This window comes from Chitinophaga rhizophila, from assembly GCF_019492185.1.
Lineage (GTDB): Bacteria > Bacteroidota > Bacteroidia > Chitinophagales > Chitinophagaceae > Chitinophaga > Chitinophaga rhizophila.
In genome coordinates this window covers 527,253-552,216 of the sequence record NZ_JAICCF010000002.1, presented here as the reverse complement: position 1 = coordinate 552,216, position 24,964 = coordinate 527,253, and the positions used below count along the sequence as shown (strand labels likewise).

Annotated in this window: 17 protein-coding genes; 8 read left to right on the top strand and 9 right to left on the bottom strand. The window is 46.5% G+C overall.

Going from position 1 to position 24,964, the window contains the following annotated elements:
* Positions 1–2 precede the first annotated feature (2 nt).
* Positions 3–3,170, top strand: a complete 3,168-nt coding sequence (secDF, locus tag K1Y79_RS11120) for a protein translocase subunit SecDF (RefSeq protein WP_220250088.1) — start codon at positions 3–5, stop codon at positions 3,168–3,170.
* A 705-nt stretch (positions 3,171–3,875) separates the two neighbouring features.
* Here the strand turns inward: secDF and K1Y79_RS11115 are convergent.
* From K1Y79_RS11115 to nusB, 6 genes are all read right to left on the bottom strand, one after another.
* Positions 3,876–4,985 carry a glycoside hydrolase family 5 protein gene (locus K1Y79_RS11115; protein WP_220250087.1) on the bottom strand — a complete coding sequence of 370 codons (1,110 nt, stop codon included), beginning with the start codon at positions 4,983–4,985 and terminating at the stop codon, positions 3,876–3,878.
* Between the two features lie 147 nt (positions 4,986–5,132).
* On the bottom strand, positions 5,133–8,012 hold the full coding sequence (locus K1Y79_RS11110) for a DEAD/DEAH box helicase (RefSeq protein WP_220250086.1): 2,880 nt from the start codon (positions 8,010–8,012) through the stop codon (positions 5,133–5,135).
* A gap of 41 nt (positions 8,013–8,053) precedes the next feature.
* A complete protein-coding gene (gene coaE / locus K1Y79_RS11105; RefSeq protein WP_236059573.1) occupies positions 8,054–8,677 on the bottom strand; it encodes a dephospho-CoA kinase in 624 nt (207 codons plus the stop codon).
* 42 nt (positions 8,678–8,719) lie between these two features.
* Positions 8,720–9,061 carry a preprotein translocase subunit YajC gene (yajC, locus tag K1Y79_RS11100; RefSeq protein WP_236059572.1) on the bottom strand — a complete coding sequence of 114 codons (342 nt, stop codon included), beginning with the start codon at positions 9,059–9,061 and terminating at the stop codon, positions 8,720–8,722.
* Positions 9,062–9,105: 44 nt separating this feature from the next.
* A complete protein-coding gene (locus K1Y79_RS11095; protein ID WP_236059571.1) occupies positions 9,106–9,555 on the bottom strand; it encodes a DUF1573 domain-containing protein in 450 nt (149 codons plus the stop codon).
* Positions 9,556–9,583: 28 nt separating this feature from the next.
* On the bottom strand, positions 9,584–10,513 hold the full coding sequence (gene nusB, locus K1Y79_RS11090; RefSeq protein ID WP_220250084.1) for a transcription antitermination factor NusB: 930 nt from the start codon (positions 10,511–10,513) through the stop codon (positions 9,584–9,586).
* 596 nt (positions 10,514–11,109) lie between these two features.
* On the opposite strand from nusB, the gene K1Y79_RS11085 reads away from it, so the two are divergent.
* The 6 genes from K1Y79_RS11085 to K1Y79_RS11060 all read left to right on the top strand — a co-directional run bounded on the left by K1Y79_RS11085 (position 11,110) and on the right by K1Y79_RS11060 (position 19,383).
* Positions 11,110–11,391: a co-chaperone GroES gene (locus tag K1Y79_RS11085; protein ID WP_012793817.1), complete on the top strand. Its 282-nt coding sequence runs from the start codon at positions 11,110–11,112 to the stop codon at positions 11,389–11,391.
* 61 nt (positions 11,392–11,452) lie between these two features.
* Positions 11,453–13,087: a chaperonin GroEL gene (groL, locus tag K1Y79_RS11080; RefSeq protein WP_220250083.1), complete on the top strand. Its 1,635-nt coding sequence runs from the start codon at positions 11,453–11,455 to the stop codon at positions 13,085–13,087.
* 107 nt (positions 13,088–13,194) lie between these two features.
* Positions 13,195–13,698, top strand: coding sequence for an FKBP-type peptidyl-prolyl cis-trans isomerase (locus K1Y79_RS11075; RefSeq protein ID WP_220250082.1), 504 nt, complete (start codon positions 13,195–13,197; stop codon positions 13,696–13,698).
* Between the two features lie 43 nt (positions 13,699–13,741).
* Positions 13,742–14,248, top strand: coding sequence for an FKBP-type peptidyl-prolyl cis-trans isomerase (locus K1Y79_RS11070; RefSeq protein WP_220250081.1), 507 nt, complete (start codon positions 13,742–13,744; stop codon positions 14,246–14,248).
* A gap of 458 nt (positions 14,249–14,706) precedes the next feature.
* A complete protein-coding gene (locus tag K1Y79_RS11065; protein WP_220250080.1) occupies positions 14,707–16,140 on the top strand; it encodes an L-serine ammonia-lyase in 1,434 nt (477 codons plus the stop codon).
* Between the two features lie 435 nt (positions 16,141–16,575).
* Positions 16,576–19,383, top strand: coding sequence for a TolB-like translocation protein (locus K1Y79_RS11060; protein ID WP_220250079.1), 2,808 nt, complete (start codon positions 16,576–16,578; stop codon positions 19,381–19,383).
* Here K1Y79_RS11060 and K1Y79_RS11055 read toward each other — a convergent pair.
* The 3 genes from K1Y79_RS11055 to K1Y79_RS11045 form a co-directional block, all read right to left on the bottom strand.
* Positions 19,380–19,880, bottom strand: a complete 501-nt coding sequence (locus K1Y79_RS11055) for a hypothetical protein (protein ID WP_220250078.1) — start codon at positions 19,878–19,880, stop codon at positions 19,380–19,382. The two genes, K1Y79_RS11060 and K1Y79_RS11055, sit on opposite strands and share 4 nt — an antisense overlap.
* Before the next feature lie 61 nt (positions 19,881–19,941).
* Positions 19,942–22,587, bottom strand: a complete 2,646-nt coding sequence (locus K1Y79_RS11050; RefSeq protein ID WP_220250077.1) for a valine--tRNA ligase — start codon at positions 22,585–22,587, stop codon at positions 19,942–19,944.
* A gap of 63 nt (positions 22,588–22,650) precedes the next feature.
* Positions 22,651–23,673, bottom strand: a complete 1,023-nt coding sequence (locus K1Y79_RS11045; protein ID WP_220250076.1) for a threonine aldolase family protein — start codon at positions 23,671–23,673, stop codon at positions 22,651–22,653.
* Positions 23,674–23,999: 326 nt separating this feature from the next.
* On the opposite strand from K1Y79_RS11045, the gene K1Y79_RS11040 reads away from it, so the two are divergent.
* The gene (locus K1Y79_RS11040) at positions 24,000–24,857 is read left to right on the top strand and encodes a sigma-70 family RNA polymerase sigma factor (RefSeq protein ID WP_012793808.1); all 858 of its coding nucleotides are present in this window, start codon (positions 24,000–24,002) and stop codon (positions 24,855–24,857) included.
* Positions 24,858–24,964 lie beyond the last annotated feature (107 nt).

The window sequence follows — 24,964 nt, the reverse complement described above, 5'->3', positions numbered from 1 at the left end:
ATATGCAACTTAAAGGACTGGTTAGATTTTTTGCCGGTGCATTGATCCTTATCTCTGTGTATTATTTGTCGTTCACGTTCTTGGTACGTAGCTACGAAAAGAAAGTTGCTGCGCAAGCTCAGAGTGATATCAGCAAATCTTTTAAAAGTGCTGAACAGCTGTATCCAAATAGTAAAGAGCTGCAGGCTGTTTACTCGGATTCACTGGCAGACCTGGTGAAAGAGAGAAGACAAAGGATTCTGGATAGCACCAGCAACACAGAAATAGCGGGTTTTCCTTGGTACGTAACCTATGACAAAGCCAAAGAAAAAGAGCTGAACCTGGGACTTGATCTTCAGGGAGGTATGAACGTCGTTCTTGACGTTAGTGTGGAGGATGTGATCCGTGCATTAAGCGGTCAGTCCCGTGACGCGGCTTTCAATAAAGCCCTGGAAATCGCTGTACAGCGTAAGAAAACCAGTCAGTCAGATTTTGTAACATTGTTCGGACAGGCTTATGAAGAAGTACAGCCTAATGGCCGTCTCTCTCTGATATTCGCTAACGCATACCAGAAAGACATCGACTTCAACACCACCAACGCTAAAGTACTGGATGTGATCCGCCGTGAGGCAAGCGCAGCCATCAAAAATACTTACCTGGTACTGCAGAAACGTATCGATAAATTCGGTGTTGCTTCTCCAACTATCAGCCTCGATGAAAACAAAGGTATCATCTCTGTTGAGCTGGCCGGCGTTGACAATCCTGAGCGTGTAAGAAAATACCTGCAGGCTAGCGCTAACCTGGAGTTCCGCGAAGTTTATAAAAACGATGAATCTTTCATCGCAAACGTTATTCAGCCAATGAATGACGCTATCAAATCCGCGGTAGGCGCTACCCCTGTGAAAGCAGCTGCTGATTCTACCAAAAAAGATTCTGCTGCTGTTGCTAAAGCTGACGGCGATACCTCTACAACAGGTAGCCTCTCCGCTATCCTGAATAAAGATAGCTCCGCTTCAGGTAAAGCTGACTCTCTGAAGTCTGATGCAGAACGCAGAGCTGAGCTTGCAAAAGCTGAGCCTTTCTTCAGCATTTTCTTCCCAAGATATGATCCAAGACAAGGTGTTGCTTACGGCCCGATCGTAGGTCACATCCTGCCTTCTGATACTGCAACCTTCAGACAATATCTGCAGATCCCTTCTGTAAGAAACGTACTGCCTAAAGATCTGGCTTTCGTGTACGGTGCTGAAGACAAAGAAAATAAACGTGCGCCACTGCCGGTTTATGCTATCAGAATAAACCCTATCAATCCTGCTCCTCGTGTGAGTGGTGAAAGAGTAGTAGACGCTAAACAGGATTACGACCAAAGCGGCCGTCCGGAAATTTCCATGACTATGGACGCTATGGGCGCAAAAGAATGGAAAAAGCTCACTGGTGAACTGGCTCCTACTGATCCTACCAATATGGCTACCCTCAACTACGTAGCTGTTGTACTGGATAATATCGTTTACTCTGCTCCATCCATCCAAGGTGAAATCGCAGGTGGTCGCTCTTCTATCTCTGGTAGCTTTACCCTGGAAGAAGCAAATGACCTGGCTAATATCCTGAAATCAGGTAAAATGCCTGCTCCTGCTAAAATCGTTCAGGAACAGATCGTCGGTCCAACCCTGGGTGCTGAATCCATCGCTGCCGGTGCAAAATCTTTCCTGATCTCCTTCGGTGTGATCTTCGTACTGATGCTGGTATATTACAATACTGCCGGTTGGGTAGCTAACATCGCCCTGATCCTGAACCTGCTGTTCACTTTCGGTATCCTTGCTTCCCTCGGCGCTACGCTGACAATGCCAGGTATCGCGGGTCTGGTACTTACCATCGGTATGGCTGTGGATACGAACGTAATCATATTTGAACGTATTAAAGATGAACTGAGCCGTGGTAAGAGCTACCAGCAGGCAGTAGAAGACGGTTACAAACGTTCCTACGCTCCTGTACTGGATGGTCACATCACCTCCCTGCTCACAGCTATCATCCTGTTCTACTTCGGTCTTGGTCCGGTACTGGGCTTCGCTACCACTCAGATCCTCGGCTTGCTGCTGTCTCTGTTCTGTGGTATCATGATCTCCCGTATCGTTACTGACTGGTGGACTAACAAGAAAAGACACTTCGAGTACTTTACTCCGGTTTCCCGTAAAATATTCAAACACGCTGCTTTCGACTTCGTAGGAAAAAGAAAATACGCTTATATCGTATCATTCATCATGATCGCTTTAGGTGCATCTTCCTTCTTCCACGGTTTCCGTCACGGTGTGGATTTCGATGGTGGCCGTAACTTCACTATCCGCTTCGAAAAGCCAATGAGCGCTGATGAAGTACGTAATGTACTGGAACACGAATTTGGTACAGAGCCTTACGTGAAAACAATCGGTACCAGCAACCAGTTGAGCATCACTACCAACTACAAAATCGAAGAACAAAACGAAGCTGTTGATAGAGAAGTAACAGAGAAACTGTTCAATGGTCTGAAGAAATTCTACGAGCCAGGACTGACTTACGAAGCATTCGCTTCTCCAAGGTTCATCGTAGCTTCCCAGACGGTATCTCCAACTATCTCTGATGACTTACGTGCAGGAGCTATCAAAGCAACCGTACTGTCACTGATCGTAATCTTCCTGTATATCCTGCTGCGCTTCAGCAAATGGCAATACTCTATCGGTACACTCTTCTCCCTGCTGCATGACGTAATGGTAACCCTGGCAGTATTCTCATACTGTCGCGATATCGTTCCGTTCGCACTGGAAGTTGACCAGCACTTCATCGCGGCTATCCTTACCGTTATCGGTTTCTCTATGAACGATACCGTGATCGTGTTCGACCGTATCCGCGAATACTTCCGTACAGGTTCAATGAAAGGTGCTCACAGAGATGAGGTAATCAACAGAGCTATCAACGATACGCTGAGCCGTACCGTGATGACTTCCCTCACTGTGTTCCTGACCATCCTGATCCTGTTCATCTTCGGTGGTGAAGTAACACGCGGTTTCGCCTTCGCAATGCTGATAGGTGTACTGACCGGTACTTACTCTTCTATCTTCGTGGCAGCGCCAATCCTGGTTGACTTCGATAAGAACAACCAGCTGGCAAACGAAACAGAAGCACTTCCGGTAAAAGAAGCTACTGCTTCAGCTAGCAAATAAGCGTTTAACTAAAATGTTTGATATTGAAGAGCCCTTCGGATAACGAAGGGCTTTTTCATTTTATCCTCTGCCTACTATAAAACCCGCTCCACATTTAACATTCCCCATCCCGCCAAACATCCGCTGCCGCACAGGAACTTGGCGCCTTCATATCTATGGTGTATATCGCCTGACCAGTATCAGCTAATGATATCTCCCATATCTGCCTCTATTTGCTCAGGCGGTTCTACATTTCTATATAGACCTGTTTCTGCCTGGTGCAACACAGATCTGCTGCCTGCTTTCTATCTCCTGCCGATATGCCGGCAAATAAGCCAAACTATAAATGGAGTCAGCTGTATATGTACTGCGCATCTCCGGAATCGGCAGACAAAGCAGATATGCTATCCCTGGCTGCGCTGCTTCCCTTCCCGGAATGCCTTCCTCCATCACTCCATCTTGCCGGGCCGTCCATAAGAAACGACACAAAAAAAGGGCGCTTCCACCGAAGCACCCTTTACAATATCCCTGGTTTAAGCTTTCCTTTCCGTTTCTGCGTCGCCTGCTGCAATCACAACATCTGCACTGATCTCCTGACCCTTTGAGCGGACCTTCCTTTTCGCTGCACCGACTGCAAATATCGTCAGTCTCCTAAACGCCCATTCCCGATGATGTAATCTCCTACCTTCAGAAACATGTATTGTTGGTGATATCTTCCCAAGGCATCTATCTCACTAGCGTTTTTACCAGTTTGTCGTCCATGTCTCCCTTATCATCCACTATCCCAAAACTGCCCTTATAATCCCATACAGACCAGGCAATATTATTGTCTTCCAGCACTTTCCTTACATCTCTGTACCAGCGCAGCCTATCCTTTCTTGGTACAGTGTTCAGACAGCCCCACTCTCCGCAGTAGAGTGGTAACTTCATCTTTTGCGCTACCTTAACTGCTGTCATTACCTGTTGACGGATAACGTCTTCATTGTATTCATCTGTACTGCCAGCCAACAGATTCCGTATAGTAGCGGGTTCCTTGGCCAATTCCTTCTTGGTAATGGTAGGCCCAGGGTATTGTACTGCTCCGCCGAAATCTTTATGCGGCGTCCAGCCAGCTTTGTAATGGGTAAAAAAGAAAGGACTATAATAGTGAAAGCTCAGGATCAGTCGCTTGTCATCCGTTGGTACTTTCAGTAACGGAAAACTAGCAACAGATTGATAACGGTTGCTGCCCACAACAATCACCCGCCTCGGCTCCAGTTCCCTGATCAGGGCAACACCTTTTCCAAGCAGCTCATTCCATTGCGCTGCGCTGTCTGCAACCGGTTCATTCAATAGCTCGTAAGCTACCAGGTTAGTAGGATATTTCTTTAGTTCTGCACTCAGCTCACGCCAGCATTGCAGGAAACGTTCCTGGGACGCTGACTCTCCCCATAGCCTGTTGTTCTTTCCATCAAAATGATGGCTCCGGAGAATGTGCATATCTACTATCGCCCGCATATGGTACTGTTTACACCATACAATTGCCCGGTGCAACAGATTGAAAGCTTCTTTATACTTCTCGTCTTTGTAATCCCACAACTCAGCTTCCTCTACCGGGATGCGGATATGATCAAACCCCTTTTCTGCCAACAGGGCTATGTCTTTTTCAGTAATGTAATCTGCCTGAGCAATACCTTTCCGGCCGCCGGATTGTGAAAGCCAATGGCTGATATTAACTCCTTTGTGGATGTCAAATCCTTCCGGCATCCGCTGGGTCTGGGCGAAAACTGTGGCTGAGGGAAATGCCATCAGACTTACCAATAATGCAATAACAGGTAGTTTGTAGATCTTTAACATGACGCAAATATTCAAAATTTACTCTATAAGGGCAAACCTAACGGCCGGAACAGTTCCGGATATAGTACAACAAATGCCCCGATCCCCGAAATGATATGTATATGATAGGCCTGATGTCGCTGCTTTCACCAGGCTATCTGTTCACTGTTAACTGAATAAAAACGCGACATCATCTGCTGTCAGCTTCTTTACAAAGCCCGTATCCTCGCTGATAAGATCATCTGCAATCATCTTCTTCCTTTCCTGTAAAGCAAGGATTTTCTCCTCCACCGTGTCTTTACAGATCATCTTATACGCAAAAACCTTGTTCTGTTGCCCGATACGATGCGTACGGTCAATGGCCTGCTGCTCTGCTGCCGGGTTCCACCATGGATCTACCAGGTAGACATAGTCCGCTGCTGTCAGCGTCAGTCCTACACCGCCCGCTTTAAGACTGATCAGAAATACCCTCACTTTTTCGTCTTCCTGAAACTGTTTCACCAGCTCCTGGCGGGTTTCGGCCTTAGTGCCTCCATCCAGGTAAAGGAAGGGTAGGCCTTCTGTTTCCATAGATCTGGCAATCAGCTGCAACATACCTGTGAACTGAGAAAACACCAGCACCTTATGTGTACCGGTATTCTCACTGATCTCGCGCATCAGCTCATCCAGCTTCACAGAACTGTTTACATGTGCTTCCTGCTCCACCAGCTGCGGCGCATTACAGATCTGCCTTAATCTGGTCAGACCTTCCAGTACGTAGATGGTACTGGCGGCAATGCCTTGCTCATTGATACGCTGTAATACCTTCTCTTTGTAAAGATCGCGGGTCCGGTCGTATGCTTTCCGCTGTTCTTCTCCCATCTCGCACCACATGATAATCTCGGTTTTATCTGGCAAATCCTGTGCAATTTGTTCTTTTGTGCGCCGGAGTAGAAAAGGATATATCAATCTCCTTAAACGACTCGCCTTTTCAGCATCTGCATATTTATCTATCGGCATGGCAAATTCCGACTTGAAAAATGCCTGACTACCCAACAATCCCGGATTGGCAAAGTTCATCTGCGCATACAGATCCATCGTATTATTCTGAATGGGCGTACCACTCAATATCAGTCTGTTCCTGCATTGCAACACCTGCAGCGCTTTGGTAGTCTGTGAAGATGGATTCTTGATAACCTGGCTTTCATCCAGTACCACATAGCCGAACACATGATGATTAAAAATCGCTGTATCACTACGTACAGTTCCATAACTGGTGATAACCAGCTGATATTGTTTCCATGCAGCTGCGTCATATTGTCTGTTACTGCCATGGTACACTATGTACCGCAGACCGGGGGCAAATTTCTGCAATTCAGCTTCCCAGTTGTAAATGAGGGAGGTAGGACATACCACCAGATGTGTTTCTCCCGGATATCGCTCGCAAAGGTGTTGCAGGAATGTGATGGTCTGCAGTGTTTTACCAAGACCCATATCATCTGCCAGGCATCCACCCCAGCGCATGGCATCCAACAGGCACATCCACTCAAAGCCTGCCTGCTGATAATTTCTTAAGGTAGCATTGATGGTGGCAGGCACAGGGAACTGTCCGCCGGCATGTGCCTGCAGATGCCGTAGTTTATCCATCGTCATTTCCTGCACCGGCATTTCCTGCTTCTCCAGCACTTCCTGGGCAACCGTGAAATGCAGGCGCGATAGTCTCAGACGGTCCTTGTTTACCTGCCCCAGTTTCCATAACAGGTCATGTCTTTGCAACCATTCATCTGGTATCACACCGATGGTACCGTCTTTTAATAGCAGGTGTGGCTGCCGGTGCTGCAATGCTTTCTGTATGTCAGTCAGCGGAACAGGAATATCGCCGTATTGCACATGTATCTGAAGGTCGAAAGAATCTTTGTCATCGCTGTGCCAGCGTACTTCCATCACCGGCACATGTGTATTATAGCGGAAATGGCGGAGTTGATCCATGCCATATACGCCAATGTTTTTATCAGTAAGTTTGCGGTAACATTTCACCAGCCACTGGCTTTTCTCTGCATCAGCAAAAGGCAGGTAGAAATAGCCGTTACGTTGTTGTGCAAAGCGGGCATGCAAGCCACGGATGAAAGCAATCATGTCCTTCTCTGCCCCAATGTCCCGCCTGATCTCATATTGTATATCTCCCACCGTTTTCAGCACAACCGGTTCGCTGCTGTCTTCGATAGTAAAGTCGCCATACTGCCATTGAGGCGTCAGTACCAGAAACGCTTTATTCAGTTCGCTCAGCCAGATATTACATGCCGGCGCTGTATCAATCACCTCTTTTTGCAGCAGGATGCTTTTGTTGACGGTATATTGTTCACTGAGGACAGGCAATACATCGCGGAGAAACGCTTCTTCTTCCGCAGCAGGTACTTCCATGATACCGCCAGGAAACTGTTCCAGGGCAAGGGCGGCAGTGGGAGGGAGGATGAAAAGTTCTCCTTCTTTACGCAACAGAAAACCATAGTGTTCAAAATCTGTCAGCGGTTGCACGACGCCATTGATGGTCACAATTGCGATCATCCGTAAAGCGCCTGTTGTGCTACGTTTCAGCTCAAAAGAAAGGATAGGTGGGAAATTGTTGACTGTTGCCGGACGCGTATGCCGCAGCAGCATGCTGTCATCTGTGATCATGGTGTACCATGGTAACACAGGCGTCAGTGGCCGTAGTTGCTGCAATGTATGATACAGGTATTGCTGCATGCCTTCATGGATGTACTGCTGTTGTGTAAGTCCTTTGACAGGGTTATCGCGGAACTTCTCTTTCAGCTGTAATTCCTTGTATAGCATTGCTTCCTGGGTACAAGGTTGTAGCAGGTGCTGCACGCCTGCCGGCAGCGTATTGAATATAGTGAGTGATTTTTTGTCGTTGAGTGGTACACGCTGACAGGTTCGTCCTGTTGCGTCTTCTTTCAGCATGCCTGCACTGATCTTTACCGGATCTGGGTGATTAGACTGCAATTCAAGCAGCAGCACAGGTATGACTTTATTTTTATTGTTACTGTTTTGTGTAATGGTTTTACCCATGCAATCTAAATGGTTATAGTGATCGGGAGGCCGGTACTGTACTATCTGGAAGCTGCCAGTGCCAGCAGTTTTTCGTGCAGTGCGAGTACCTGGGGGATGACCATTTCCTGTTCATCGTTACGGATCACATAGTCGCACAGTTTCATTTTGATATTATCATCAATCTGTTTGTACATTCTGGCCAGTACATCTGCGCGGCCGATGTTATCGCGCTTCATGACACGGTGAATACGCAGGGGCTGAGGAGCGGATACACCAATACATTTATCCAGGAATTGAAAAGAGCCTGATTCAAACAACAGGGCTGCTTCTTTCAGTACGTAAGGAGCCGTCTGGCGGTCGGCCCACTCATCACTATGGCGGATGGTAGCGGGGTGAACGAGTGAGTTCAGCAGCTCGAGTTTATCTTTATCATTAAAGACAATCTTGCCAAGAGCGGCTCTGTCCAATACATTGTGTGCGTCATACATCTGCTCACCGAAGTGTTCCTTCACCTGTTCTATCAGCAGAGCGTCGGTCTGCATGATAGTCTTCGCAGCATCATCTGCATAATACACCGGAACGCCGAGCAGTGCAAATATCTTTGCGACTGTACTTTTACCTGAGCCTATACCGCCTGTGATACCTATTTTCAACATACCGGCAAATTCCAAAAAAAATCCCAAACTCCACGAGGGAATTTGGGACTTACTATCTTAAGACAGCAATTATTTAGCTGCAGTTTCAGTAGCTTTCTGTTGTGCTGTAGTATACTCCATGCTGATAGCGGAACGCTCAACAGTAAAGTATGTACCAGGGCTAACTTCGATCTGCAATGTATTATTATCGTTGATCTTTTTCACTTTGCCGTGGATACCTGCAATAGTTACGATTTTATCGCCTTCACGCAGATTGCTGATAAAGTCTTTCTGCATTTTTGCTTTCTTGGTCTGAGGGCGGATCATGAATAACCACATTACCAGGATCATACCCCCGATAAATATGAATTGGAAGCCAGCGCCACCTTGAGCACCAGCTGCACCACCACCCATCAGTAGAACGTTCAGCATGTTAGTGTACATCGTATTAAGTTGTATTTTGTTGTTTTAAGTTGTTATGTCTTCTGCTTCATTATCGTACACTGGATTTTTGGTCCCTGTACTGTTTCAGGCTTTGTATTAGCCCGGATAATGATTTCCTTTTCTGTATATCCTTCCTTCCCTGCACTGTTGAATACTACTTTCATATAGCTGGTCTTACCCGGTTTGATTGGTTCTTTAGGCCATTCAGGTACAGTGCAACCGCAGCTGGAAGTTGCATCTGTTATCAGTAGGTCACCGTTTCCGGTATTCGTGAATTTGAAAGAATATTCCACTCTTTCGCCTTCAGTGATATTGCCAAAGTTGTGCGCCATCTCATCGAAGGTCATTACAGGCGTACCTTTTGTACTATCTGCCGCGGCTGTAGCAGAAGTCTCCTGTCCTGCCTGTTTGCCGGCGTCTGAACTGTTGCATGCGGCGGTCAGTAGGCTGCCTGCAAGCATATAAAAGAATATCTTTTTCATAATAGTATCGGGTTCGACCCAAAAATAGCTATTTTTTTGTACGGTCTACCTTCTTTATCATATTCGCCTGATCCAGGTCTTTCAGGATATTATCCAGGATACCGTTCACAAACTGACCACTCTGTGGCGTACTATAAGCTTTTGCCAGATCAATGTATTCATTGATAGTCACCTTGGTAGGGATGGTTGGGAAATACAGAAATTCACACACACCCATTTCCATCAGTAACATATCCACTGCGGCAATACGTTCAGGATCCCAGTTCTGTAATTTTGGCTTGATCAGTTCCAGGCAATACTCTTTTTTATCAAGTACTGTCAGCAGCAGTTCGCGTGCGTATTCCAGTTTCTCTTTGCTGATCAGCTGGAGGAAGTTGAACAGGTGCGGCTTGTGCATATAGTTAGCTACCAGGAGGTCCATCATTTCAGCATCGTCGCCCCAGTGCAGGAAGGAATCTTCCATATGTTGGAGGAACAGCTCGTTTTTAGTCAGGATCTCTTTATAGACATATTCCATGATCTCTTTCTCTCCGGCTCTGGTGCGGGAAGGTTCCTGGATATATTGCTGGTAAATGTCAGTGGCTACAAGCGTATTGTACAGTTTACGCATCAGGTCCTGTTCAGGAAGATGCCTGAGTTTCCATTGTTCCAGGTTTACCTGAAAACCTTTGTCATTGATTATCTGGAAAATGAATTCGTTGCCTGCAATTTTGGTGTTCACCTGCAGGTCTGCTGCGGAGGGAAGGTGTTTCGATGCACGGGTCTGCGCGTCGATTTCTGCATACTGGGCTACCTGTGTCAGGCAGTGTAATACGTATGTAAAGATCTGACTCGTCTGGTCCAGCTTCTCGTTCAGTAAACTGGTAGCCGTGCCCGGCTTAATGGCACCCGGTTCCATCGTTTCCAGTGCATAAAGGGTCTGCATGACCTTCACCCGGATATTTCTTCTGCTAATCATCTTATAATCAAGAACTGTATGAGGGCGCAAAGCTATGTAAAAATGGTCAATTAGGCGATGGCAATTAAGAATTAGGCCGGCAGAGCAGGGTAGATAAGGGGTTATTATGCTGATAATCAGTTATTAATAATGTTTTGGACAAATATCTAAAGCTTCCGGTCCCTGTTATACTCGTACCAGTATACAGGTACTGACAGCCTGCCCTGAAGGGAATGTATAAAAGAGGGGAAAGTAATATGGCGGATAGGCAGACGAGGGCTATTAACTGGTAACCGGAGGAAATATATCCGGACGAACAAGGGTAGAACAAGGGAGCTTGTAGCGACCTCCAAGCGACGAACAAGGGACGAAGACCGGACGAAGACGCGACGAAGAAGTAATAGCCGGCAGGGGGTACCCGTCAGCGAGGCAGTGAATCCGGTGTTGGCACATTGATTTTGTCAGGTTTTTTCTGAAAAAATGGCATTTTTGTCAGTGCCGGTAATATGACTACCTTCAATGACTGAAAATTTGACCAGAAAAACGCCTTGGCACAATTATCGAAGTGCCAAGAGCACAATAAATCTTCATCTTACCTTTTTAAAAAGTATAATTATATGGCACAAGATTTAAGTATTAAACCCTTAGCTGACAGGGTGATCGTGAAACCCGCAGCCGCAGAAGAGAAAACCGCTGGTGGTATCATCATCCCTGATACCGCAAAAGAAAAACCACAGAGAGGTACTGTAGTAGCAGCCGGTCCTGGTAAGAAAGATGAGCCGGTGACTGTAAAGGTTGGTGATACCGTACTGTATGGTAAATACTCCGGTACTGAAATCAGCATTGAAGGTGGCGATTACTTAATCATGCGTGAATCTGACATCTTAGCGATCGTTTAAGCAACGCCGTTGATTTTGACAGACTAATCCAAAACACTCAACAGAAAAACATTAAGCTATCATGGCAAAACAGATATTTTTTAGCACAGACGCCCGCAACAAGATGAAGAAAGGCGTTGACACCCTGGCAGATGCAGTGAAAGTAACCCTGGGTCCTAAAGGTCGTAACGTAGTTATCGAGAAAAAATTCGGCGCTCCTTCTTTAACTAAGGATGGTGTAAGCGTTGCCAAAGAAATCGAACTGGAAGATCCAATTGAAAATATGGGTGCACAGATGGTGAAGGAAGTTGCTTCCAAAACCGCTGACATCGCTGGTGACGGTACTACTACCGCTACCGTTCTGGCACAGTCTATCATCGGCGAAGGCCTGAAAAACGTTGCTGCCGGTGCTAACCCGATGGACCTGAAACGTGGTATCGATAAAGCTGTTAAAGCGATCATCGAAAACCTGAGCAAACAGGCTGAGAAAGTTGGTAACGACAACAAAAAGATCGAACAGGTTGCTGCTATCTCTGCTAACAACGACGCTGAGATCGGTAAACTGATCGCTGAAGCGATGAATAAAGTAACCAAAGACGGCGTTATCACCGTTGAAGAAGCGAAAGGTACTGATACTACAGTTGAAGTAGTAGAAGGTATGCAGTTCGATCGCGGTTACCTGTCCCCGTACTTCATCACCAACAGCGAAAAAATGCACGCTGAACTGCAGAACCCTTATATCCTAATCTACGATAAGAAGATCAGCACCCTGAAGGATATCCTGCACATCCTCGAGAAAATTGTTCAGAACGGACAGCAGCTGCTGATCATCTCTGAAGATCTGGAAGGTGAAGCACTGGCAACCCTGGTTGTTAACAAACTGCGTGGTCAGCTGAAAGTGGCTGCTGTTAAAGCGCCAGGTTTCGGTGACAGAAGAAAAGAAATGCTGCAGGATATCGCAACCCTCACAGGTGGCGTTGTTATCAGCGAAGAACAAGGTTACAAACTGGAAAATGCAGACCTGAGCTACCTCGGTCGCGCAGAATCCGTAACTATTGATAAAGACAACACAACTGTTGTTGGTGGCAGAGGCGAGAAAGAAAACATTCAGGCTCGTATCAACCAGATCAAAGCACAGATCGAAGTAACTACTTCTGACTACGATCGCGAAAAACTGCAGGAACGTCTTGCTAAGCTGAGCGGTGGTGTGGCTGTACTGTACGTAGGTGCTGCTACTGAAGTAGAAATGAAAGAGAAGAAAGATCGCGTTGACGATGCACTGCACGCTACCCGCGCTGCTGTAGAAGAAGGTATCGTACCAGGTGGTGGTGTGGCTTATATCCGCGCTATCGAAAGCCTGGAAAACCTGCAGGGTGAAAACGTTGACGAAACAACTGGTATCGCTATCGTTAAACGCGCTATCGAAGAGCCACTGCGTCAGATCACCGCTAACGCCGGTATCGAAGGTTCTATCGTAGTACAGAAAGTAAAAGAAGGTAAAGCTGATTTCGGCTTCAACGCTCGTACTGAAGTATACGAAAACCTGCTGGCTGCTGGTGTTATCGACCCGGCTAAAGTTACACGTATCGCACTGGAAAACGCTTCCTCTATCGCAGGTATGCTGTTGACCACTGAGTGTGTGATCGCTGACAAACCAGAGCCTAAATCCGCTGCACCTGCCCCTCACGGTGGTCACGGTATGGGTATGGACTACTAATTTAGTATCCAAAAATATAGTTGAAAAGGGTGTCCTGGTAACAGGATACCCTTTCCTTTTTTACCCGCCAGGTGTAACTTTACCTGCTTTTTCTTCGTTATAGATATATGAACTTATCTCTACGCGCCACCTTTTATCTCTTATTTTCACTTTTTGTGATCACCAGTTGTTCAAAAAGTGATGATACTGCTGCTGACTACCCGGTTATCGGTAACCGGATTATGCAGGAGCAGGATTCTGCTATCCGTAAGTATATGGCTGATAACAACCTTGAACTGATCCAGGACTTCAGCGGTATCTATTATAAGATTGAAAAGCCAGGTGATCCAGGCGCTTTCATGACGCTTAACTCTATACCAACGATTACCTATACCCGTCGTAACCTGAAAGACTCTATCCTGGATGCTTCCTTCGGTAGTACCGACTTTGACGGCCGCCCCCTGAAAGATCATATCATGGGCTGGCAGGTAGGCCTACGGAAAATTGGGAAAGGTGGGAAGATCTTTCTGATTATACCCTCTCCCCTAGGCTTCGGCAATGTTGCCGTAGGTAATATTATACCTGCCAATTCCGTTCTTGTATGCGACATGGAACTGGTAGACTTTAAATAATCATTTCGTAATTAATAAGTTCAATTATAAATCCGAGCATTTCATGAGAAAATTAAGCATGAGAAACTTGTTCCTGATCGGAGCAGCACTGATGATGGTAGTTTTTGCAGCTTGTAGCAAAGATGATGGAGAGACCTACGATCCGGTACCTCAGTTTAACAGAGACGTCGATTCAATTAAGGCTTATCTGAAAGCTAATACCCTGACCGCCATCCAGGATACCGCTACCGGTATTTTCTATAACATCTCCGTTCCAGGCAATGGGAAAGACACCGTTAAATACAGAAGTACGAAAGTAAAGACCCTGTATATCGGTAAATTATTGTCTGACGTTGTATTCGACTCAACTACAGTTACTCCGCGTGAATTTGCCGCTGGTGACGTTATCCTGGGATGGCAGTTCGCTCTTACCAAAATAACCAAAGGTGGTAAGATCAGGGTTTACTTGCCATCCTACTACGGTTACGGCCGTCAGGCGCAAACACGTATTCCGGCCAATTCTCCGCTGATATTCGATATCGAGCTGGTAGATCTGACCAACCCACAATAAACGCTTCGTAACCGGTAAGGAAGGACCTGCCAGCAGCGCTTGCAAGAGATTGATCCTCTTTGCTGCGCACTGCCGGATGTACTGGGTTATAAATCAATATTGTACTTACACTGAGAAAGGGCCTGCGCTGGTAACAGACAGGCCTTTTCTGATGTAGCTGCCTCCTGTCACTACTTTATACTATCGGTGTCAGAGGTATTGCTTAACAATAGAGTTGGCGTATGATACACCTGTGGTAGCTGTGGTAAATCCTCATTTATTAGTTACCCCATGATTACCATTGTTGTATAATACACCCGTGGTTGCTGCAAAAAAGCGTTCTCCGGCCAGCGCATTTAACCGTAGTTTATACCCTGATATTATCACGGACAGTCCTGGTAGTTTTATCGCTGAAGCACCTAATCGCTAATTCATTATTCCTACCTACTATTCCCTTACATTTGTCCAAATTCTAAGTCGTGGCACACGAATGCATCTCTGTATTTGATATTTTCAAGATAGGCGTTGGTCCTTCAAGTTCACACACGTTAGGCCCATGGCGGGCTGCCTTGCAGTTCCTGCGCGAAGTGCAGGCTTCAGGCAGAAAGCTCGAAACTATTGAGCACGTCAGTGTCTTACTCTATGGATCACTGGCAAAAACCGGCCACGGCCACGGTACTGATATTGCGGTACAGTTAGGTCTCTGCGGAGATGACCCTGTAACCTTCGATGTCAACCAGATCAATAGTAAGATGGATGATATCCGCAGGAATAAAGTAATGATGATTGGCGGTAGTCACCAGGTACCTTTCGATCCGTTGCAGGATATCTCCTTTCTGTTTGATGAATCACTCCCATACCATCCCAATGCACTGACCTTCCTGGTCACCTTCAACGACGGCGAGCAACAGGCTGCCACCTATTATTCTATCGGTGGCGGATTTGTTGTGAAAGAAGGTGAAGCACAGGGCGGCGGCGCAGCACAGGTTGATCTGCCATTCCCTATTGACACTGCACGTCAGTTGTTACAATGGTGTATCAAAACCGGTTACTCCATCTCCGAACTGGTTATGGAAAATGAACATGCCTGGAGACCTGAAGCGGAAACGAAAGCAGGTATTATGAATATCTGGCGCGTGATGAAAGAGTGTATCTACAGAGGTTCACATACAGCAGGAGAACTTCCCGGTGGATTGAAAGTGGCCAGACGCGCTGCTGCACTGAATAAGAAATTATTGAAAGGCCGTACTTACTCCGACTACGAATCCTGGATAGTTGCTATCAGAGAAGGAGGGAACCACTTCGCATATACGCTTGACTGGGTTAGCTGTTTCGCCCTGGCCGTGAATGAAGAGAATGCCTCTTTCGGCCGTGTTGTGACTGCGCCGACCAATGGTGCTGCCGGCGTAATACCTGCTGTACTACAATACTTCATCACCTTCTGTGATGGCTACAATAATGACAAGATCATGCAGTTTATGCTGACCGCCTCTGAGATAGGTAGTATCTTCAAAAAACGGTCAACTATCTCTGCTGCAATGGGAGGCTGTCAGGCTGAAATCGGAGTATCCTCCGCCATGGCGGCAGCTGCACTAACTGAGTGCCTCGGAGGTTCCCAGCGTCAGGTGCTTATGGCTGCCGAAATAGCTATGGAGCACCACCTCGGATTAACCTGCGATCCTATCGGCGGGCTGGTTCAGGTACCCTGCATCGAAAGAAATACCATGGGCGCTATCAAGGCTATCACCGCCTCTCAGCTAGCACTGCAAAGCAACCCTGAACTGGCAAAAGTATCGCTGGACGCAGTAGTTAAAACCATGTGGGATACAGCATTGGATATGAATAGCAAGTATAAGGAAACATCTGACGGCGGATTGGCAGTTAACATTCCTATCAGTCTTCCAGAATGTTAGCTATAGCAATCAGGGCACAGGTAACCAAGACAGCCTGCTTGCTCCTCTAAAAGTTATCATTTCTGATGGCGTTGTTGCTTTATTCATTTAGCTCATTCCTGATTAGTAGCCAGGTACCCTGACGGAGTATCAGCAGTTCCGAAATCAGTTTACCAGCATTTATTGTCGCTGATGAGGTATTGAATGCATGCAGCAACGCCGTTTTCAACTCCGGATTTGCAAAGACCTGTTTACCAGTCACTATTTACCCATATTTCTTCGTCTTTCTGGACAACATGCAGTGCTGACTGCAAAGCTGATGTTCCGTAACCTGCTACCGGTTAATATATCTCATCTATTCCCCCAAAGCCTCAGCCAGACTATTCCCCTGATTCTTAATTCTTATTCCTGATTCCTGATTTTCCTCCGTATCTTGCTCTACACCCTGCAATTGATATGAAATTCATCTCATCCCTTTTACTATTCTTCCTCCCCATTGCCGCAATGGCACAATCCTTTGGTGGCAATCCACCGTCTGTTAAATGGCGGCAGATCAATACAGATACAGCCCGTGTTATCTTTCCTGTCGGCCTGGAGCAACAGGGCCAACGGGTAGCTAACCTGCTTCATTATATTGACAGGTATACCCGGTCTTCTATAGGAGATCGTACGAAAAAGGTCAGTATCGTATTGCAGAACCAGACGCTGGAGTCAAATGGATATGTTGCCATGGGCCCGTTCCGGTCTGAGTTTTATCTGACACCTCCGCCTGCTTCCGCAGATCTTGGCTCCCTGCAATGGGAAGACCAGCTGACAGTGCATGAATACCGCCACATACTGCAGTACCGTAATTTCAATCAGGGCCTCACCGGAGTAGCTTATTACGTTCTCGGAGAGTTGGGACTTGCAGGATTTGCCAGTACAGCAGTACCTAACTGGTTCTGGGAAGGAGACGCAGTCACTATGGAGACAGCGCTTAGCGAACAGGGTAGGGGTAGACTACCTGCGTTCTTTGATGGCTTCAGGGCACTATCCCTTGAGAACAGGAATTACAGCTATATGAAGATCAGGAATGGATCTTATGTGGATTTTACCCCTAATCATTACCCGTTAGGATACCTGATGAATGTATACGGCCGCGAGCATTATGGCCGGACTTTCTGGAAGGATGTAACTACAGATGCGGTGCGTTACCGTGGATTGTTCTATCCGCTCTCACGCAGTCTGAAGAAGCGCACAGGCAACAATGTCACCGGCTTCTATCATGCAATGCTGAAAGAATACCAGCCTCGCTGGAATGACTATGCCGTTACAAACAGTACTCCTGGGAAAGCCATGATGGCCTCACCCCGTACGGTAACCAACTACAAATACATATATCCGGTGAAGCCTGGAGAGTGGGTGGTATACAAAAACTCATATGATCGCCTGGCAGGCTTCTACCTGCTTGACAGCACAGGAAAGCAGCAACTACTGACCCGTCCCGGGATAAACTTTGATGATTATTTCAGTTACAATAATGGAAAGCTTGTGTGGACTGAAGCCCGCTTTCATCCCCGTTGGTCCTGGAAAGACTACTCAGTAGTCAAGATACATGATCTATCCACAGGGCGGACAAGCACCGTGACTCATACTACGCGTTATTTCTCTCCGGATATCTCTGCGGATGGAAAAAAGCTTGTTGTAGTATCAACATTGCCTTCCCAGCGGTATAGTCTGCAGTTGCTGGATGCGCAGACCGGTGCTGTAACAGATTCCCTGCCGAACCCGGATAACTGGTATTACACTTATCCTAAATTCTCTTCGGATGGGCAATGGGTGATCAGTAACGTGCGTAATAACAAAGGGGAGATGGCAATGGTGCGCCAGTCGCTGACAACCGGTGATCGGGAGCAGCTTACTCCGTTTACCTTCACCGTATTGGGTATTCCTATTGTAAGCCAGGATACAGTTTATTATACAGCCGCTTATAAAGATGTGGATAACATCTATGCGCTGACAATGTCTGACAGGAAGATATGGCAGGTCACGGCGCATTCCAATGGCGTATTGCATGCCGCGGTCGATAATAGTTCCCAGCAGGTCATCTACAGTGCCTTCGGTGCACAGGGGTATGCCTTATACGCTACACCGCTGACACCAAAAGAGTGGCAATCAGTAGACACCGCCCGGAACTACCATAGTGCCTGGCTGCAACCCGAGTTTCAAGAGGGTGGTGATATACTCAGCAAAGCGCCGGATGAGGTGTATAAGGTAGAGAAGTATGCTAAAAGTGCCCGCTTGTTTAACTTTCATAGCTGGCTGCCGGCATTTGACGATCCGAATTTCAGTGTTACCCTATATGGAGATAACGTCCTGAATACAGCCTCAACCTCTCTTGGATATACCTATAACCGTAATGAGGGAAGTTCCGGTTTTACAGGAGATTTCATCTATGGAGCCTGGTTTCCGTATTTGCAGGCAGGAGGGAAGTATACCTTTAACCGTTCTGATTATTTTTCCGGGAAAGGGCGGTTGTATTGGAAGGAGATGGATATACATGCAGGCTTCACGATCCCGCTGAATCTTTCTGCTGGGTTATACAGCCGCAGTTTGTCGTTATCTTCGATGTATCACTACCTGGAGAGGTATCCGCAGGGAGCATTCCGGTTTGTAAATCCGAGTATGCAATACATCGGTAATACGCTGGTATTCAATAATCAGCGTATCCGGGCCAGGCAGCATATATACTCTCACTTCGGACAATATATTGCGTTGCAGTATAACCGGTCGCTGACGAATCTTTTTGCTGAGCAGTTATATGCCAGGATGGATCTGTACCTTCCGGGAATCATGCCGTCACATAGCCTGGTATTGCAGGGGGCCTGGCAACAGCGGGACACCTCGCGTAATTACTCCTTCACGGATAATTTCGCTTATGCCCGGGGGTACAATGAGCCATTCTATGAGCATATCTATAAGGCCGGTGCCAACTACCACTTCCCTATAGCATATCCTGACTGGGGATTTGCGCAGATATTGTACTTTATGCGTATCAGGGGGAATGTCTTTTTTGACTATAGCAGAGCCTATAACTTCATCACAAAGGTGAGTACCACTTACAGATCAGCAGGGGGAGAGTTGTTTTTTGATACAAAAGTGGGCAACGAGATTCCCTTCACCTTTGGCGTACGTTATAGCAGGCTGCTGGACAGAGACCCTATTGATAACGCGAAACAAAGATTTGCTTTCACACTGCCTTTACAGCAATTGTTCAATTATTAGCGAACGTTGAAGCGCATCTTTGGCGCTCTGTATAGCTTATCGCCAGTATAATTTATCAGGATATTATCGAAGTAGAACACTTCGTTTCTTTCAATCATCTCCTTGATCCGTTCTACCCAGAAAGGAGGCAGTCTGTCGCCTTTAAAGTCATCGCCTACAAACTCTGTATAAAAGGCAGGTTTGCCGGTTGTATCATTCAGGTAAGCTTCTCTTTTCTCATAGGTGAACTGGAAGGAAACGACGGGGTATTTGATGTTCTTCTCGTCTCTTACTACAAGCGGAGAGTCCAGTAATTTGATGATCTCCGGACGAGGTAAGGTATCGGCGAGGAATATGCCCCAGGTGGTACGGAAACGGGTAGTAGTGGTTTTAGTACCATTACCGGCAGTTGTTGCAGGTTTTTTAACGGCAGGTTTCTTAGGTTTGGCGGTTTGCGCCAGTACAGGTATACTGGCCATTAGTAACAGGATTCCCGAAATCAGATAACATTTACGCATAGTATAAACAGGGATATAAAGCAATCGCCCGGAATAGTTAACGTCCGGGCGATATTGAAAATTATAGAGATTTTAAACTTTCCGTAATGGCTGCGATCTTCGCTTCGGCATCGGCTTTCTTCTTTCGCTCTGCCTCTACAGCCTCAGGTTTCGCATTCTGGACAAACTTTTCGTTGCTCAGCTTCTTATCTACAGATAAGAGGAAGCCCTGCAGGTAAGCCAGATCTTTCTCAAGTGCCTGTTTCTGGGCAGCGGTGTCAAGTTCAGTTTCTGTTTCCAGATAGAACTTGTCTTTCTGTACGACCATAGTAATACAACCACCTACCGGCTCTTTTGTATAGTTGATAGCCTTTGCATTGACCTGTTTGGACAGCATCACCTGGATCTGTTTGAAAGTGTCTTCCTGCAGCGTATCGATATGCAGTACTATTTCTTCTTTCGGCTTGATCTGGTGTTTATTACGTGTATCACGGATGCTGGTAATCACTTCTTTCAGCAGGTCACCTTGTGCCAGGATGGTTGCGTTTGTAGCGCCTGGAGCTGTATACTGCCTGATAATCAGGTCATCGCCTTCAGCACGTTTCTTCAGCAGTTGGTATACTTCTTCAGAAGAGAAAGGCATGAACGGATGCAGCAGCTGCATCAGCTCTTCAAAGAAATAGACAGTCTTCTGATAGATGCCTGCGTCACAAGGTTGCTCAAAGCCAGGTTTCACCCATTCAAGGTACCAGCTACAGAAGTCATCCCAGATGAGGCTATAAAGTGCTTTCAGTGCTTCGCTCAGTTTAAAGTCTTTAAACAGGTCAGCTACCTGGGCTTTTACTTCATTCAGTCTGCTTTCAAACCATTGTACAGCGAAGTTATCGTCAGCAGATTGACTACCCGGAGCTGTATTGGCTTCCCACATTTTCACCAGTTTGAGGGCATTCCAGAACTTGTTGGAGAACTTGCTTCCTTGTTCCAGGGTGGCTTCATCAAACAGCAGGTCGTTACCGGCAGGAGAGGAGATCATAATACCGAAGCGGACAGCGTCAGCACCATACTTCTCGATAAGTTCCAGCAGGTCGGGTGAGTTACCCAGCTGTTTACTCATCTTGCGTCCTTCCTTATCACGCACCATACCAGTGAAGTATACGTCGTTGAAAGGCTTAACTTCCTTATATTCTAATCCGGCCATGATCATACGGGCAACCCAGAAGAAGATGATGTCTTGTCCGGTTACCAGTACATTGGTTGGATAGTAGTAATTGATCTCTTCGTTGTCAGGCTGGGAGATACCGTTAAATACTTCCATTGGCCATAGCCAGGAGGAGAACCAGGTATCTAAGCAGTCTTCATCTCGACGGAGGTCGGCCGCAGTATATGTAGATCCTTTGGCTTTGAACTGTGCGATGGCTGCATCCACATTCGGAGCTACTTCAAATGTGCCGTCTGGAGCATAAAATGCCGGGATCTGTTGTCCCCACCAAAGTTGGCGGGAAATACACCAGTCTTTTACATTTTCCATCCAGTATTTGTAGGTAGCAAGGAAGCGGTCGCCGGGGTGAATTTTCACATCACCATCAACAACAGCGTCGAGAGCGGGCTTTGCCAGTTCTGCCATTTTCACGAACCACTGGGTAGATATGCGTGGTTCAACTACGGTGTCAGGGTTACGCTCGCTGTAGCCAAGACGAGTAGTATATGCTTCTTCTTTCACCAGCAGGCCTTGTTCGTCCAGGGCAGCTACTACTTTCTTACGCGCTTTAAAGCGATCTTCTCCAATGAATACGCCGGCAGCAGCACTAAGGGTACCGTCATCATTCAGTGTATCTACTACTTCCAGGTTGTGTTTCAGACCCAGGTTGTAGTCATTGATATCATGCGCGGGTGTTACTTTCAGTGCGCCGGTACCAAATTCTTTATCGACATAAGTATCGAAGATGATAGGCACTCTGCGGTTTACCAGGGGTACAATAGCAAAATGACCTGTCAGGTGTTTATAACGTTCGTCATCAGGATTAACGCAGATAGCGGTGTCACCCATGATGGTTTCCGGACGCTGGGTAGCGATAGTGATGGATTCACCGGTAAGATTGTTCTCAGAATCGGTGATGGCGTATTGTACATGGTACAGCTTACCTGTAAGGTCTTTGTACTGTACTTCTTCATCGCTCAATGCAGTTTTAGCCTTCGGGTCCCAGTTGATCATACGGGCTCCACGATAGATTAAACCTTTATTATACAGGTCTACGAATACCTTAATAACAGCTTCATAGTAGTGATCATCCATGGTGAATGTCACTCTGTCCCAGTCGCAGGAGCATCCCAGTTTTTTAATCTGGCTATAAATGATGCCTCCGTATTTCTCTTTCCATTCAAAAGCATGTTTGAGGAACTCTTCACGCGTCAGCTGTGATTTCTCAATACCTTTTTCGGTTTTGAGCATGTTCACCACTTTTGCCTCGGTAGCGATGGAAGCATGGTCAGAGCCAGGGACCCAGCAGGTATTGTATCCGCTCATACGGGCCCGGCGCACGAGGATATCCTGGACTGTCTCGTTCAGGGTATGTCCCATGTGCAATACACCGGTGACGTTAGGAGGAGGGATCACAATGGTAAAGGGAGGACGGTTGTCCGGCTTACTACGGAAATAACCTTTGTCCATCCAGTGCTGGTACCACTTGCCTTCAACAGCAGCAGGGGTATAATTTTTAGAAAGTTCCATGCTAGCGATATATCATTTATATAAGTGTGCAAAAATAAGAGAATAAGTAATGCTATTGCATGACTATTCCATTTGTGAAATGATAGCACACGTTTTTTCCACCATTTCCGGTGTTACATCCAGGTGCAGTACCATACGTACCTGTGTATCAGATATTGCGGTGACCAGGATACCTTCCTGTTTCAGGTAGTCAGAGAACAGCTTAGGTGTCCAGCTGCCCTGCAGGTCAAAGATGAGGATGTTGGTTTCAACCGGCAACATGTGACCAACAAAGGTCTTTTGCAGCAGATATTTAGCAATCTGCTTGGCATGGAGATGGTCATCTGCCAATCTGGCAATGTTATGTTCCATGGCATAAAGTCCGGTAGCTGCCATATAGCCAGCCTGACGGAGACCTCCGCCTAGTTTTTTCCTTACCCGGCGTGCGGACTTTATAAAAGCTGCGCTCCCCAGTAGGAGTGAGCCCATTGGGCAGCCCATTCCTTTGTTGAGGCAGACAGAAATACTATCGAACAGTTCCCCGAATGTTTTCGGATTTTCCCCGGTGGCTACGAGCGCGTTGAATAGTCTTGCGCCGTCCAGGTGAAGTTTCAGGTTATTATCACGGCATACATTCTTAATGCGGGCTACCTCTTCAAGGTCGTAGCAGCAGCCGCCTCCACGGTTAGAGGTGTTTTCGAGGCATACCAGGCTAGTTGTGGCTTTATGTACGTCGTCAGGGTTGATAGCAGCGGCAACCTGGGCAGCAGTAATCATCCCTCTGTCACCTTCCAGTGCGCGCACCTGAGCGCCGGCATTGAATGCGATGCCGCCACCTTCATATATATAGACATGGGCTAAGTCACTACATATCACCTCGTCGCCAGGTTGGGTATGTACCTTTATGGCAATCTGGTTACTCATGGTACCTGACGGGCAGTAAAGCGCCGCTTCTTTGCCGAAGAATGCCGCCATGGCGGCTTCGAGTTGATTCACGCTTGGGTCTTCGCCATATACATCATCACCGGTTAATGCAGCCGACATAGCTTCCAGCATTCCGGGAGTGGGCCGGGTGAAAGTATCACTCCTGAAATCAATAATCATCATTGAAGAATTTGCAATGTATTGAACAATAAATTAGTGAAGTTAATAATCTGAAGTTGATTATTTTTCAATTGTTAAAATTTAATTAAAGCGGCGAAAATACCTAATAAAGGGCTATTAAATATCGTTTATATAGAGTACTTTGTTATAGTAAATAGATGGCTTGAAAAGGATTTGGCGGTATGGGGTATTAGCACGATCTTTGCAGGCTAATTTGTTAAAACGATAATGTTAGAGGAGTGGAATAGGTTGTAAGATAATTATTTAAAATATCTCAACAAAAAAATTCTTTTAATGTTATTCAATTTATAAACTAATAAACTTTCAATATGAGGCAACTTAAAATTGCCACCCAGATCACAAACCGTGATTCGCAGGCGGTAGAAAAATACCTGCAGGAGATTTCAAAGATCCCTTTGTTAACACCTGAGGAAGAGACCGTACTGGCGCAACGCATTAAAATGGGTGACCAGAAGGCTCTTGAACGTTTAACTACAGGAAACCTTCGTTTCGTAGTATCAGTTGCAAAGCAATATCAGCACCAGGGCTTAAGCCTTAGCGACCTCATTAATGAGGGCAATCTCGGGCTGATCAAAGCTGCGCAGAGATTTGACGAAACGAAAGGGTTCAAATTCATCTCTTACGCTGTTTGGTGGATTCGCCAGTCAATACTGCAGGCTTTAGCAGAGCAGGGCCGTCTGGTTCGTCTGCCGCAGAATAAAATCGGCACTTATAATAAAGCTAATAAAGCCTACATGGCATTCGAACAGGAGAATGAAAGAGAACCTTCTACAGAAGAGTTAGCAGAGATCCTGGAGATGTCAGAATCAGAAATCAACAATATTTTCCAGAGCAATACCCGCCATATGTCTCTCGATGCTCCTGTTCATGAAGCAGAAGACGTAGCAATGGGCGACCTCCTGGAAGGTGGCGATATCACTGATGATGATGTAATGCGTGATTCACTGCGTGAAGAAATCCGTCGTGTGCTGAAATCACTCAGCCCTCGTGAAGCGGAAATCGTAAACGCATACTTTGGTCTGGATGGAGAGAATGGAGCAACGATCGAGCAAATCGGTCAGAAATATGACCTGACAAAGGAAAGGATTCGTCAAATCAAGGAACGCGCCATTAAAAGGCTGCAGAAAGCCCGCTACAGCGGAGCACTGAAATCTTATCTGGGTTAATCCCTCGCTAAGACTTCAGACAAGAAGAGGATAAGCATTTAGTTGCTATTCAAATCATAGATCTATAACTTTATATAGATGCACCGGCTGTAATTTTATAGCCGGTG

Bases quoted from the DNA above. Each gene is read 5' to 3' on its own strand.
- secDF (WP_220250088.1), top strand. From the start codon at position 3: ATGCAACTTAAAGGACTGGTTAGATTTTTTGCCGGTGCATTGATCCTT.
- K1Y79_RS11115 (WP_220250087.1), bottom strand. From the start codon at position 4,985: ATGTTAAAGATCTACAAACTACCTGTTATTGCATTATTGGTAAGTCTG.
- K1Y79_RS11110 (WP_220250086.1), bottom strand. From the start codon at position 8,012: ATGGGTAAAACCATTACACAAAACAGTAACAATAAAAATAAAGTCATA.
- yajC (WP_236059572.1), bottom strand. From the start codon at position 9,061: ATGCTGAACGTTCTACTGATGGGTGGTGGTGCAGCTGGTGCTCAAGGT.
- K1Y79_RS11095 (WP_236059571.1), bottom strand. From the start codon at position 9,555: ATGAAAAAGATATTCTTTTATATGCTTGCAGGCAGCCTACTGACCGCC.
- nusB (WP_220250084.1), bottom strand. From the start codon at position 10,513: ATGATTAGCAGAAGAAATATCCGGGTGAAGGTCATGCAGACCCTTTAT.
- K1Y79_RS11085 (WP_012793817.1), top strand. From the start codon at position 11,110: ATGGCACAAGATTTAAGTATTAAACCCTTAGCTGACAGGGTGATCGTG.
- groL (WP_220250083.1), top strand. From the start codon at position 11,453: ATGGCAAAACAGATATTTTTTAGCACAGACGCCCGCAACAAGATGAAG.
- K1Y79_RS11075 (WP_220250082.1), top strand. From the start codon at position 13,195: ATGAACTTATCTCTACGCGCCACCTTTTATCTCTTATTTTCACTTTTT.
- K1Y79_RS11070 (WP_220250081.1), top strand. From the start codon at position 13,742: ATGAGAAAATTAAGCATGAGAAACTTGTTCCTGATCGGAGCAGCACTG.
- K1Y79_RS11060 (WP_220250079.1), top strand. From the start codon at position 16,576: ATGAAATTCATCTCATCCCTTTTACTATTCTTCCTCCCCATTGCCGCA.
- K1Y79_RS11055 (WP_220250078.1), bottom strand. From the start codon at position 19,880: ATGCGTAAATGTTATCTGATTTCGGGAATCCTGTTACTAATGGCCAGT.
- K1Y79_RS11050 (WP_220250077.1), bottom strand. From the start codon at position 22,587: ATGGAACTTTCTAAAAATTATACCCCTGCTGCTGTTGAAGGCAAGTGG.
- K1Y79_RS11045 (WP_220250076.1), bottom strand. From the start codon at position 23,673: ATGATGATTATTGATTTCAGGAGTGATACTTTCACCCGGCCCACTCCC.
- K1Y79_RS11040 (WP_012793808.1), top strand. From the start codon at position 24,000: ATGAGGCAACTTAAAATTGCCACCCAGATCACAAACCGTGATTCGCAG.